Source organism: Vibrio penaeicida (genome assembly GCF_002933855.1).
Classification (GTDB): Bacteria; Pseudomonadota; Gammaproteobacteria; order Enterobacterales; family Vibrionaceae; genus Vibrio; species Vibrio penaeicida_A.
Genome location: NZ_BFAQ01000047.1, coordinates 1 through 13,550, shown reverse-complemented (window position 1 = coordinate 13,550; position 13,550 = coordinate 1). Strand labels below are relative to the sequence as shown.

Sequence of the window (13,550 nt, the reverse complement as noted above, 5' to 3'; positions counted from 1 at the left end):
GGTATTGGGTTTTATGATTTGTAACTTTTCGTGCTATTCATCTTTTAGCTCTACCAGCTTAGTGCTGCCGCCGTGGAACTTCTCGCGTTTTCTCTGCACCATGGCGTAGAAGCTTGGGATCAAGAACGTACCAGCAAGAAGCACACAAAGTAGACCGCCCACCAAAGAAACACCCAGTGAATTTTGGCTGATGTAGCCCGCTCCGGATGCAAAAATCAGAGGGGTGATACCCAGTATGAACGACCAAGACGTCATGTTGACGGCGCGGAAACGCAGCTCACCGCCTTTAACCGCCGCTTTTTCAATGGCAACTTCTTTATTTTCTCGCTCTAATTTCGCAAACTCCACAATCAAAATGGCGTTCTTGGCGGCGAGCGCAATAAGCAGAACCAAACCTATCTGTGCGTATAAGTTAAGCGGTATACCCGTTAGATTCAGTGCAATGAAAGAACCTAAGGTTGCAACCGGAACCACTAAAATAATCGCCAGTGGGATCGTCCAGCTTTCGTACTGAGCAACCATAAACAGGTAGATAAAAATCAGCGCAAGGGCGAAAGCATAAATCGCTTGATTACCCGCTAACTTTTCTTGATACGCCAAACCTGTCCATTCGTATTGATAACCATGAGGCAACACCTCTGCCGCAACACGCTCCATTGCCGCAATCGCATCACCACTTGAATACCCTGGTGCCGCTTCCCCTTGAATAACCGCAGAACGGTACATGTTATAACGCCACGCTACATCTGGCTCAAACACTTGCTCATAGGTGACTAAAGTGCTCAGTGGAATCATTTCGCCTTTTTGGCTACGAACATGAAAACGCCCGAGATCTTCCATGTCAGTACGATGCTCCGCATCGGCTTGCATGGTGACGCGGAAGTTTTTACCAAACATGGTGAAATCATTGACGTAGATCGAACCCAAGTTACCTTGCAGTGTTTGGAAAATCTCTCCCAATGGAATACCAAGTTGCTTCGCTTTTTGACGATCGATATCAAGATAGTAGTGCGGGACGTTTGCACGGAATGTACTGTAGGTATAAAGAATTTCAGGCTGCGCGTTGGCTTTTGCCATCACCTCGCCCATAACCTGAGCCAAATCGCCTCGGTCACGGCCCAATGCATCTTCCAACACAAATTCGAAACCCGATCCTGCTCCCATACCTGGTACGGCAGGCGCACCCATAGCAAATACGACTGCTTCAGGGATTTCTTGCGCGGCACGAGCATTAATCCGTGCAGTCACAGCAAAGGAAGAATGATCACCTTCCATACTGTTTCTGTGGTTCCAGTCTTTTAACTTTACGAACAACGATGCGCCGTTCGAAGCTGCAGCGCCAGTAAGGAAAGCGTAACCATTTGCTACCGTTACACCTTCTATACTCGGTTCTTCATTGATTAGGTTCATCAGTTTTTCTGTTGCCGCTTCGGTTCGAGACAATGAAGCCGAATCAGGCAACTGAACGTTAACCAGCATGATGCCTTTGTCTTCTTGAGGAACAAACGCAGTCGACGTTGTTTTCGCTAAGTAAGAAACGGCACCCACCGCGACACCGAAGAACACCAACGCTAAAATCGCTTTTTTAACTAAAAAGCCCGCTGCTTTTCCGTACTGCTGAGTGATTTTATCTAAGCCGCGATTAAACCTTTCAAACCATTTGGCGGTATTGCCGCCTCCCTGTTTCAATACCAACGAACACACTGCCGGCGAAAGAGTCAGCGCATTAATGGACGAAATCACCACTGAAATACAAATGGTCAGGGCAAATTGGCGATACATGATACCCGTGATACCAGGAAGCATCGCTACGGGGATAAATACAGCCAAAAGAACCAATGTTGATGTAACGATTGGACCTGTTACTTCTTTCATTGCTCTTAACGTCGCTTGTTTCGGCGATAAGCTTGGATCGCGCTTCATTATTGTATCGACGTTTTCGATAACCAAAATGGCGTCATCCACCACGATACCGATAGCCAAAATCAAACCGAATAACGTAACGGTGTTAATCGTAAAGCCCGTCGCCAACATAATGGCAAACGTACCGATAAGTGATACCGGAATGGCAATAACCGGAATGAGCGTGGCGCGCGCACTACCAAGGAACAGGTAAGTAACAGCGATGACCAAGAGAATGGCTTCGATGAGTGTTTTCACTACCCCTTTTATCGACTCTTCAACAAACAGTGTTGTGTCGTAGCTGGTTTCATAAGCCATACCTTCGGGGAAGGTTCCTGACAATTCCCCTAAGCGATCCATCACTAAACCGCCGCTTTCTAATGCGTTAGCACCCGATTGCAGAGTCAAGACAACGATTGATGCATCATGCCCACGGAATAAACCCGTTCCGTTGTAGAAGTTTTTGCCAAGTTCAACTCTTGCAACGTCTTTCAAGTACACAGCGGAACCATCAGGATTCGCGCGAAGCATGACACTTTCAAACTCTTCTACCGTTTCTAAGCGCCCTTTTGTAACCAAATTAAACTGAACATCTTGAGGGTTCGCGTAAGGCGCGGCACCAATATTACCCGCAGCAACCTGCACATTCTGTTCAGCTAAAGCGGCATGCACATCCGAAGTCGTCATGCCTAAGCTTGCGAGTTTTTCAGGGTCGAGCCATACGCGCATAGCGTATTCGCCACCACCGATAACGCTGACATTACTGATTCCTTTTACGCGAGCAAGCTGGTCTTTGACGTTAAGGTTAATGTAGTTAATCAAAAACTGATCGTCGTACTTATCTTCAGGTGAGAAGAAATTCAGTACCATGAGAAGATCCGGTGAGTTTTTCTTCACCGTTACTCCAACCATTCGAACTTCTGGAGGGAGTTTTGACTCGATTTGCGTCACTCGGTTTTGCACATTCACCTGTGCCATATCCGGATCGGTGCCAATATCGAAGGTCACATTTAAAGAATACGAACCGTCATTCGCACTTTTGGAAGACATGTAGATCATATCTTCCACACCATTGACTGACGTTTCTATCGGATCGGCGATGGCTTGCTCTACAACTTCTGCACTAGCGCCTGTGTAGTAAGCCGTAACATTCACGGATGGCGGGCTTATCTCAGGGTATTCCGAAACGGGGAGCACCATTAAGGACATCGCCCCTGCGAGTGTCAGAATAATAGAAATGACCAGTGCAAACTTAGGGCGCTGGATAAAAAAGCGACTCAGCATAGTTAGGCTCCAGTATTGGCAGTATCAGAGTTTGTTACATTGACAGGCATTCCATTTCTGACACGTTGTAAGCCTTGCGTTATCACACGCTCATCTTTCGATAAGCCTTCGGTAACGATAACGCCTTCAGCCGTTTGGCGACCCATTTCAATATTTCGTCGTTCAGCGATATTTCCTTCCGTAACAACCATAACGAAGTTACCTTCAAGATCCGTTTGCACAGATTTTCTCGGGATCACGATAACTTCTTCAGCACTTCGTTCCTGAATCGCAACTCGAACGTGTTGGCCAGGTAACAAGGCATGTTCCGGGTTATCGACACTTGCTCGAAGAGAGATTGTTCCGGTATTCAAATTAATACGGTTGCCAATAAAATCGAGCTTTCCTTTGTGTTCGTAAACATCTCCGTTCTCTAGCTCAATCACAACATCTAATGCGTTGGCTGCACCCGCACCATCGCCGCTCACTTTATCCATACCAAAATCTAAACGTTCTCGTTCGCTAACGTTAAAGCTGGTTTGGATAGGATCAAGGCTAACAATCGTGGTAAGGGGGCCAGAAGATGGGGAAACGAGATCACCGATACTAACGTTGCTGCTGCTAATTCTTCCCGAGAATGGCGCGACAATTTGGGAGTGAGATAAGTTCACATTGGCTAATTTTAGCTGTGCTTCTGCCGCTTCAACTTGCGCCTGAGCGCCAAGCTTTGTGGAGGTTAATGAATCGAATTCTGACTGTGAAATATTCCCTTTAGGGAGAAGGTTCTTGCCTCGTTTGAAGTCCAGCTCTGCTTTTTTAAGCGCAGCGTGTGCCTGAGATAAAGAGGCTTTTGCGGTCGCAACCTGAGCTTCAAAAGACAAAGGATCAATTTGGTACAACACGTCCCCTTTTTCGACAAATTGCCCTTCAATAAACAAACGTTCTTTTAGATAACCGGAAACTTGTGCACTAATGCTTGCATCTTCTGCTGCTTCAACTCTCCCTACATACGTCTTACTTTGCTGGTGCATTATTGTGGTTGATTCCACTGCGACGACATTTGGCGCAACGGCTTGTTGATTTCCATTTTCTACTTCACCACATCCAACCAAGATTAATGAGCTGACAATTGCCAAGCTAAGTAATTTCTTTTTCATGTATTTACCATTTTTTGAAATGCAGATTATTGGAGTCTATTGATCTTTTATCACTAAACTGTTTGGTTCTGTGATTCTCACTGTTCAATTTTAGGCAGAACAAAAACTTGTTCTCACTCTATGATGACAACTTATTTTGTTAGATTGCTTCAAATATTTCACGTAATAGTGTGTCAAATTATTGCAAAATAAAACCATCGCAAACCAATGATTACTAATGCCAACCAAACAATGGTATTATGTAAAACAATTTAAAATATTAATGTGTAAAGATAGAAGATTTACGTAGGGAATAACACGCAGGTTAAAGTGTTACTCCACTAATGCATCTGGAAAGAGATCGGATAGAGGGAACATTGCAGTGTTGACGCAATTTCTGTTTGCCTTAAAGTCTGCCACTACAGGCTCGGCTGTATATAGAGAAAAGTTTACATTCCCTTAAACAAGTGCTGAGATGCTCGACTTATAGGAAGTTCACAACGACCAATTCTGGCAAACATTCTCCCAGCCATATCTTTCTTCACTTTATCTATCGCTGAAACTGAAATGATTGTGGAACGGTGTATTTGCCAAAACCGATTAGGATCCAATTGCTCGAGCAGCTCCTTGAGCGACATCCGAATGACATATTCATCAAACGCATCACCTTCCTTCTTACAATATACAGAAACGTATTTGTCTTCCGACTTAAAGTAAGCAACATCATCAATAGATACGAGGTGGATCTCATCTCCTAGTGATGCTTTTATCCAATGAAGATAACTCTGTGTGGTACTGGATTGTCCTTTGAGTTGTTCAAACAAGGATTGTAAATCGGGTTGTGAAGGCTGGCTTTCCTCAAGTTTTGCTTGCACTTTTTGGCAGGCTTTGAGTAATCGCTCTTCATTTAAGGGTTTTAATAAATAATCTGAAGCACTTAAATCAAACGCCTTAACGGCATATTCATCGTAAGCGGTGGTAAATACTATAAGAGGAGGTCGTTGCAGTTTATTCAATTTGGTTGCCAGCGATATCCCATCAAGCTCGGGCATTCTGATATCCAAGAAAACCACATCTGGATCGTGTTCCAGTATGGCCTCAAGGGCACTCTTTCCATCTTGGACTTTCGCGACGACATCGAGCTCTAACCACACTTCGGACAACATTTTTTGCATATGATGAAGTAACAGAGGCTCATCATCTGCAATTAAAGCTTTCACTTGTTTTACCATTCTATGTCCTAACACCAAACTACGATTTAAGGAGCACTTGGAGTGCCAGCTTATTGATAGTGATTCGAGAGGTTACACCGCGACTATCGTTCTGTATAACGGCGAGTTTCGCATCATCGCTAAACAAGGTTTTCAAACGAGCACGAATGTTTTGCAATCCAATCCCATGCCCACCCGATGCGTTATTACTCACTAACCCTACTCCGTTATCACTGACTTCAAAAATAATATCAAACTGGCTTTGTGTAACACTCACATTAATATGCCCGCGGTTCATGCTGGGTTCCAACCCGTGCACAACGGCGTTCTCAACCAATGGCTGTAATAAAAATGGGGGCACCATCAACGCTTCAGCATACTCGTCTTTTGTGACATTGTAACTCATAAGTTCACCCAGCCTAATCTGCTGAATGCCTAGATAAGCAGAAAGCAAATCCAGTTCATGCTCTAGCGGTACGAACTGCGTTCGATTCTTTCGCAATGTAGCACGAAGCAAATCGGTTAAACGAGAAAGCATTTCTCTTGCACGCTCAGGATCGCTCTCAATCAATACGTTGATGTTTGCTAGCGTGTTGAATAGGAAGTGTGGCTCAATTTGGCTTTGAAGCTGCTTGAGCTCTCCTAACACAAGTGCTTTCTCTTGATCAGCCTGAATTCTTCGAGCTTTTTCAAGCTCATGTTTAGCTTGAATATTTTGCTCGTAGGAGTAGAAATAATAGAAACAAAATGCGCTGAAAATAAAACCCAATATGACAATGGGTTTCATGTCTTCATAAGTGGAAAAATTTGAATATTCACTGACCCAATAGTGTGCATTGACGCTTCCACCAAGCACGGACAGTATTAACGACAAAACATTCACGATCCTAGGTGAAAGTTCTGGCGCGAGTAAAGTGATTATTCTTTCACCAAGTATTGCGCTGTAACCATATCCAAAACTTATCAGTAAATGTTTGTAATAAGGTGCTTCCCAAACATAGGATGTTACCATCGCGATCATCACACAAAATAGCGACGTAAAAGTGATGCTCTTAACCCACTCATTTCGGAGCACACCAAATTCTGTAACCATTAAAATTTTCCCTTAAAATTTAACAAAATCATACGGCTAGTTTGTAGATTTTTATAGACTGAGCCTGATTTTCCACCATAAAAATGTGCGGCAAGCTCCGTCTCAAAACGAGCATTACCATCGTCATACCACTCCATTCCAATTCTAGGTGTGGCTATTACTCCTCCGTCTTCCGGTGCAACAATGACATCGACGGTAGGTGTGACCTTTTCAAACCATGAGGGAGCACTTTCCCAATTTGAGCCCTGCCAGTTCTGAGTATCCAATGTCCAGTGAAGCATCATGTTATGTCGGACTAAGTTTGCACCCGAAAGCCCAAAAGCATAGGAATTGGCTAACCCATCTTGGAGATAGTCGTTTCGCAAAGAGGTGGCGCTTTCGAAGGCATTTCTCCATTCACCATCACTCCATGCTCGGTTGTCAAACCAATACTCTGCAATCACGCTATGACCTGAATAACTACTCCAGGTCACGCCTGTTATCGCTTGATAAGCACTGCCTTCCTTTCCAATTTCTACCGGTGAAAAGTGTGTCTCTGGTTGTACGTACGTTATGTGTTTACGTTGAATAACTGCTGAAGAATGCCACTCCCATTCATGCCCAAAAACTGTCACCCAACTGGCACCAACCAGACCTTGGCGCACATTGTCATAATAAGCGAGTAACTGATATTCGCTATCGCCTTCCAAACCGTAATATCGAAGCCCTAGACCATTTTGCTCTGACGCTTCTTGTAACTCGCTGCCTTCTTGCTGAGTCATCGAGGAAGTGGTTGCAAGAAGTGTCCATTCTCCTTTCGCACCATAATGAGAAAGACTCAATAGTCCAACACCTTCCTCTACTTGAATACCAATAGGATTCCGTCGATAAGGTTGAAATACATCTAATGGACGGTAGCCATAGGCCACACCGTAATCTTGGCGAATTTTTCCTATTGTAAAATCCCAATATTCACTGCCTAGCTCTAACTCTCCTTGCCAAAAAAGCTCACGCACAATGATTTGATTTTCATTGTTTACATCGTTTTGTGATTGATAGAGGTCGTTAGCTAGTAAAGCAAATGTCCCTGATACTGAAAATCCACTTAATTCCAATTCCAGTAAGGCATCTACGCTTTGTTCTTTAACCGCACCGCTTGAAAAAAGTGGAGAGTTTGATCTTGGCGAAATGGAGCCCGCACTCACAGTCCAATCCCAATTTGCACCAAGCTCGGACGCGTTCAAAGAACTGGATAGCAAAAAAGCGATCGAGACGAGATTTAAACGAGTCACGTTACAACTCCGACACACTATTTCGCACTAAATACGATGGATTATAATATTTTTCTTCCAGCTCAAACGGTGAGATTTCTTTGTATTCTATCCGTGTTTTTTTGTTTGGCTGAATCTTATCCAGTAAGGTCATGGCTACAACCGCTCCCAAACCATTGCGTTCGCCCTTAGTAAACCAAGCCTCTTTCGCAACCTTTCCAGATTTCAAAATCAAGTTGGCTTTAATTGGAAAGTCTGTTTCAGGTGCAAGCCAAAGCTCGATAGTATGGTAACTCGCCCCTTTGGTTTTTGCGGTCAAAAACAACTTATTACTCTCTACTGCAGTGCCATCTGGTTTGATCAAGCTTTCAACTTTTTCAAATACTCCTTGATAGTCATCACTCCATGTCAGGGTTGAAATATCACCAACAGATGCTTCTCCAAGTAGCTTTTGCATAGGCGTAATTCGAATAGGGCGGCGACTCTTTGGCATCACTAACCAGTAGTTATCTTCCAGCATTAGCATTTTTTGTCCCGCTTCTACCTTGGATTTAAAAATCACAAGAGACTGTCTTTGAGGACGCGTGTATACGTGGTATTGATGCGTTTTTTCCCTTTCATTATTTTTGAAAAGATGAACAACAGACACGACTTTGGACGACGCTTCCTCCATTCGATATTCATCCGCTTTTTTGAGCATTGCATTTACGTCAAGCGTTGCCACGTCGGAAGTTGCATGTACTTGACCAGTCGTTAGCACCAACCCAGCCCCACTCATCATGCCAAGCAATACAATTCTGGAAATAAACTTAAACATATGCCAAAGCCTCTGTAATAGGTTTGTTTGCGCCCTTACGAGCAGAAAGATAAGCGGCAATGATGCAAATGATCATGACACCGAGTGTCGAATACGCCGCAAGTTCTGGGGAGAAATTGATTTGAAGCGGATAACCTTCACTATGACCGGGAGGTGGCGGCATATCGATGTCGACAACAAGCAACAATAGCCAAATACCAATACTGCCAATCACCCCTAAAATGCTTCCAAAGAGTGCCAACAGCCCAGCTTCTTTTATGAAGCCAGAGATAATTTCGCTAGAATACGTCCCAAGAGCGGATAACGTGCCGATTTCACGTGTTCTTTCAGTCACCGACATCGTCATGGTGTTGAACAGAGACACGAAGACAACTAAACCCATCACCAATCCCATGATGCCAAATATACGATCGTACAGGTCTTTGACTTTCTTGTAGAAAAAAGCGCGTTCTTGCCAAGGAGTCAATTGGTAGGCTTGCTCGGAAGACGTGTTATCTATCAAGGATTGCACCTGTACTTGCACCGATGAGGTTTGCTCTGTTTCAAACAGAAAAACCGATAAAGTGCTTATCTTTTCAGACACCAAAAGCTCTTGAGCAGAATTGATATGAAGATACAGCTGACGCTTGTCTAATTCTGGTATACCTGTTGAGTAAATACCGCGAACCATAAAATCCAGAGCATTAAGCGCACCATCACTTGTGGTAGCAAGAAGAGTTACCCAGTCGCCAACTTCTACTTTTAGGTTTCGTGCCAATTCATAAGCCAGCATTATTTGAGGTTCTTCAGGGTTATAGCGACTAGATTGGGGGCTAGACAGCGTTCTCCCCTGTCGAACATTGAGAAAAGGTCCTTTTAGGTCGAACTCTTTCTCATTGACACCATTGCCAACAAAGATGGTTGATTTGTTTCCATTGGAAATCAAACCAGTAAAGTAAATTCGCGGTTGCACCGAACGCACGTCATCCAAAGACATTATCTTTCCGACAAGCGCCTGAGTATTTGATAGCCCATTGGAGAGCGGCATCTCTTCATCTTCTTCAAAATAGCCTGGCAGACTTAGTGTTAAATGCCCAGTGTCCCTTGCAGTTGACTCTTTAAGCGATTGATAAGTAAAGAGACCGAAACCACCTGCACTTACCATGGCAAAAACAGCAATAGCAACAATAAAAACAGAGAGCGCGCTACGACGACCATTACGACGAAGGTTTAAAATCGCATGACGGAGCCCTTCAAATACACTCCATGCTGAAAGGGATGTGATTAACTTACCCATTTAAGTGCCTCCTCCTCGATGTTTCCATCAAACAGTGCAATAACCCTGTCGCAGCGATCCGCCATTCTTTGATCGTGCGTCGCAATAACAAAGGTGGTGCCGAATTCCTGACCTAAAGACTTCATGATGTCGATCACTAACGTGGCACTTTCGCTGTCTAAACTGGCGGTTGGTTCATCCGCGATAACGAGTTTGGGTTTGTTCACAAGTGCACGGGCAATCGCTACACGCTGTTGTTGCCCTCCAGACAAATGATCGGGTCTATGATGAATGAACTCAGCCAACCCTACTTTTTCTAACATACTCGCTGCCAATTCATTTTGTTCGTGCTTGGAGTAGCCCACCAGCCTTAATGGGTACATGACGTTTTCCAATGCGGTCATAACGGGTACCAAGTTAAAACGCTGGAAAATGAACCCCATTTCAAAACGTCGAATACGTGCGGCTTCTTGCATCGCTTTTGGCAACGGTTCACCACCAAATTCGATCTCGCCGGAGTAATCGGTATCGAGCAATCCTAAAATATTAAGCAGTGTGCTTTTCCCTGAACCAGAAGGGCCACAAAGCGCGAGCATTTCACCTTTGTTAATGTTGCCCGTTGCACCTTTCAACGCCGGAACATCAATCATTCCAAGTTGGTAGTTCTTCTTTATATGATTGAATCGAATCATATTCCCCCCTTACACTTTCTCTAACAGAGATTCGGCTTTTTGGGTTTCTGGGTGAGAAGCATTTTTCTCTTTCATCAGCGCCAACCATGCATTGGCGCGGTCGATATCTTGGGCGCGAATGGCGGTTTCAATGGCGAACATATATACCCAAGAAGTGGCTTCAAACGGTGCTTGCTGAAATTGAGGTTCATCCAGTAAATCAATAAACAAGTCGTAGCCACGATCGAAGTGATTAAACATATCGGGAAGTTGGCTATAGGTTGCCGCAGACAGTGCACGAGCCAAATAGGTATCCGGCAAGCCTTGTACTACTTGCTGGGATGCTAACGGGATAGATTGCGAAGCGATTAAATTCAATCCTTTATCTATCGTTACCAATCCTTGCTCGACATATTTCATTTTGTTCCAAGGCATCCACGCATCACGCCCCTGCAAGGTTTGTGTACTGCCTAAGTAAACAAGGCTTAAAGGTTTTGCACCTTCACTTTGGATCAATTGATTTAACCGCTTATAAACAAGTTCTACTTTGTCTGTATCACCTTGCGCGGCTTGATTGTATTCGTTAATTAACTCATTGGATGGATTAGCGATAACTTGTGACATTCCAGCAATAAGAAGTGACGACATAACGAGTGCATTTTTTAAGACTTTCATAACCGATATCCATTCTGTAGTTGACGAGGTTACTGTAATGCTCTCGGGCAATCGTTTCTGTTGAATGCGACAAACGGTCGATATGAGGAGTGAATGGTTTTTCTGCCTATACTCAAACTGCCCCTAGATTTTTAAGGTCTGTTGATCTTTCTCGGTTAAACTTTAGAAATCTAGGCATTTTTTTTGCTTAACATTACTTGGACACACTATTTATTTGCCGCTTGTGAAAGAAAATGGGCAAAGAACGGTTCTATATGCCTATTAAAAGGTCATGGATGTAAATTATGAAAAATATTGTCGCACTCTCATTAGCATTGGTATCTGGTTCAGCACTTTCAATGGAACCAGTTGAGGAATATGGAATTATTGGCGCAAGCGGGACGTTTGGGCAGTCGATCTATTCAACAGAAGATTCAGCGCAGTTTGGTGTCACACCCAATCTGTTTTATTACGGCAATCGCGGGTTTATTGATGGTAGCCTGGCAAACTTCAACCTCTTGCCGTATGTAGGCGTTTCTGGAAATTGGCGTTTTGCCCAAGTTTCTAACACATTCGACACGATTCCAGACGGTATTGATGAGCGAGATGGAAACCTGGAGCTTGGTATAACACTGGGTACACCAGGCGCTAGGATCACCTACTTGCAAGACGTGATGTCTGTGCACGGAGGAAAAGAGATTCAGGTTCATCTTGGTAAAACGTTCGATACCCCCATGCGTCGCTTCACGTTAACACCTTATGTAGAACTGGACTGGAGAGACGGAAAACTGTCTCAGCATCTTTATGGTGTAAGCGCGTCAGAATCAAGCGCTTCAGGCTTGATGAAGTACGACGCTTCAAGCAGCTATGTGTATCAAGCAGGTGTAATTGGCTTGTACGATTTTTCTAAGAAGCTGGTAATCATCAGTAAAGCTCGAATGGAAAGCCACGATGATGATAGTCCCATTGTTCAACGTAGCTTTGGTTGGTCTTTTGAACTGGGTCTAACATACAAATTTGCTGGGAAATAATGGCGAAATTAGCTAATTAAGTTAGTTTATTTCACCTACCTAATCATTTCAGTCTATAAAAATCAATAAGTTAAAATTGGCACACATATTGAAATAGATATATTCAATTATGTGTGCTTTTTAATTTGATTTGAATGGATTTGATTATGTCTTCAGTGTCTAAAAGGTTCTCTCTACGCAAATTACTTTCTTCTATCAACGAGCTTTCTTCTACCAAAGGGCTTTCTTCTACAAAAATGTTCTCTCCATATAAAGGAGTAAATGCATTACTGTTCACCATTGTTATCATTTCATTGATTGTCGCCGACTCTGCACTGGCAGACGAAGAGCGCGCTTTTCCAGTCGACGATTTTCATTCCCTCTCCGTCGCTAAAGATGTCAGCGTGTCTGTGATTTGCGGCTCTGCTCCAATGGTTATCGCTAAAGGTCATAAAGATGTACTCGATGATCTGGATGTTGACCAATCTAACGGAACACTTTCCATTTCTAATGATGGTGAAGACCCCGGTATATTTTCAAGTAAACATCTTGATATTAGTGTTATTACCAACAAGCCAATTAGTGATATCCAAGCGATCATGGGTAGCCAGCTTCACGCTCAACCCTGCGCGATCACAGATAAAAACCTTCATGTTGTCGCCGGTATGGGTGCAGATGTGAAAATAGAAGGTACAGTCCAATATCTAGATGCCGAATTTTCAATGGGGGCAAATTTCAATGAAAAGGAATCCGATCTCAAAATAGAGCGAGCGAACGTGGATGCCGCAATGGGCGTAAACGCATTTCTCTGTGGCGCTAAATATGTATCCGGAGAACAAGCAGCAGGCACCTTGCTCAACATAGGGCAAGATACGGAACAAAATATATCAACAACAATGGGGGCTGCCGTTTCAAAATCAGGTTGCAGCTAATTTTCATAAATAAAATAAGCTTGAATCATTTTAAATATATATGCACTTCAGGTTCCACGCTAAGCCTGTTGTGCATTGGAATCGAAGTGTAAAAAAGGAAAGTTCCGTTTCTACGAACAAAGCAACGCGATGCACATCATGTTTTTTATATCAAATACCTCAAAGCAAATAAATTTCTAAAAAAGTCACAGCAAACCTCGCCAAAACCCAGGCCACTCCTAAACAGCACTCCGCATATTCCCGCTCAAACATTGGTCATTTTTTTATTTTTACATTTCTTCTTAAAAAACCATATCTCATTGTTATTTAAGTATTTATATTTGTTTCAAAACCTAAATTTTGACGCTCTTTAAAAT

Annotated in this window: 11 protein-coding genes; 2 read left to right on the top strand and 9 right to left on the bottom strand. The window is 43.4% G+C overall.

Annotated features, from left to right (window positions below; translation table 11 throughout):
* Positions 1-33: 33 nt before the first annotated feature.
* From VPNCDNU1_RS23635 to VPNCDNU1_RS23595, 9 genes are all read right to left on the bottom strand, one after another.
* Positions 34-3,186 (bottom strand): efflux RND transporter permease subunit, encoded by a 3,153-nt coding sequence (locus VPNCDNU1_RS23635; protein WP_104402634.1) that lies wholly within the window; start codon positions 3,184-3,186, stop codon positions 34-36.
* A 2-nt stretch (positions 3,187-3,188) separates the two neighbouring features.
* Complete coding sequence (locus tag VPNCDNU1_RS23630; RefSeq protein ID WP_104402633.1) at positions 3,189-4,322, bottom strand: efflux RND transporter periplasmic adaptor subunit; 1,134 nt, start codon at positions 4,320-4,322, stop codon at positions 3,189-3,191.
* A gap of 428 nt (positions 4,323-4,750) precedes the next feature.
* Complete coding sequence (locus VPNCDNU1_RS23625) at positions 4,751-5,533, bottom strand: LytR/AlgR family response regulator transcription factor (protein WP_104402632.1); 783 nt, start codon at positions 5,531-5,533, stop codon at positions 4,751-4,753.
* Positions 5,534-5,552: 19 nt separating this feature from the next.
* Entirely contained in the window at positions 5,553-6,605 is a 1,053-nt protein-coding gene (locus tag VPNCDNU1_RS23620; RefSeq protein ID WP_104402631.1) for a sensor histidine kinase, read from the bottom strand.
* Positions 6,605-7,876, bottom strand: coding sequence for a hypothetical protein (locus tag VPNCDNU1_RS23615; RefSeq protein ID WP_104402630.1), 1,272 nt, complete (start codon positions 7,874-7,876; stop codon positions 6,605-6,607). The genes VPNCDNU1_RS23620 and VPNCDNU1_RS23615 overlap by 1 nt, the downstream gene beginning before the upstream one ends.
* Position 7,877: 1 nt before the next feature.
* The gene (locus tag VPNCDNU1_RS23610; protein WP_104402629.1) at positions 7,878-8,672 is read right to left on the bottom strand and encodes an outer membrane lipoprotein-sorting protein; all 795 of its coding nucleotides are present in this window, start codon (positions 8,670-8,672) and stop codon (positions 7,878-7,880) included.
* Positions 8,665-9,948: an ABC transporter permease gene (locus tag VPNCDNU1_RS23605; RefSeq protein ID WP_104402628.1), complete on the bottom strand. Its 1,284-nt coding sequence runs from the start codon at positions 9,946-9,948 to the stop codon at positions 8,665-8,667. The genes VPNCDNU1_RS23610 and VPNCDNU1_RS23605 overlap by 8 nt, the downstream gene beginning before the upstream one ends.
* Positions 9,936-10,619 carry an ABC transporter ATP-binding protein gene (locus VPNCDNU1_RS23600; protein ID WP_104402750.1) on the bottom strand — a complete coding sequence of 228 codons (684 nt, stop codon included), beginning with the start codon at positions 10,617-10,619 and terminating at the stop codon, positions 9,936-9,938. The genes VPNCDNU1_RS23605 and VPNCDNU1_RS23600 overlap by 13 nt, the downstream gene beginning before the upstream one ends.
* Positions 10,620-10,628: 9 nt before the next feature.
* On the bottom strand, positions 10,629-11,273 hold the full coding sequence (locus tag VPNCDNU1_RS23595) for a hypothetical protein (RefSeq protein WP_104402627.1): 645 nt from the start codon (positions 11,271-11,273) through the stop codon (positions 10,629-10,631).
* Positions 11,274-11,611: 338 nt separating this feature from the next.
* Between VPNCDNU1_RS23595 and VPNCDNU1_RS23590 the strand changes: the two genes are divergently transcribed.
* Positions 11,612-12,283: a MipA/OmpV family protein gene (locus tag VPNCDNU1_RS23590; protein ID WP_371410812.1), complete on the top strand. Its 672-nt coding sequence runs from the start codon at positions 11,612-11,614 to the stop codon at positions 12,281-12,283.
* A gap of 146 nt (positions 12,284-12,429) precedes the next feature.
* Positions 12,430-13,194 (top strand): GIN domain-containing protein, encoded by a 765-nt coding sequence (locus VPNCDNU1_RS23585; protein ID WP_104402625.1) that lies wholly within the window; start codon positions 12,430-12,432, stop codon positions 13,192-13,194.
* Positions 13,195-13,550: the final 356 nt, after the last annotated feature.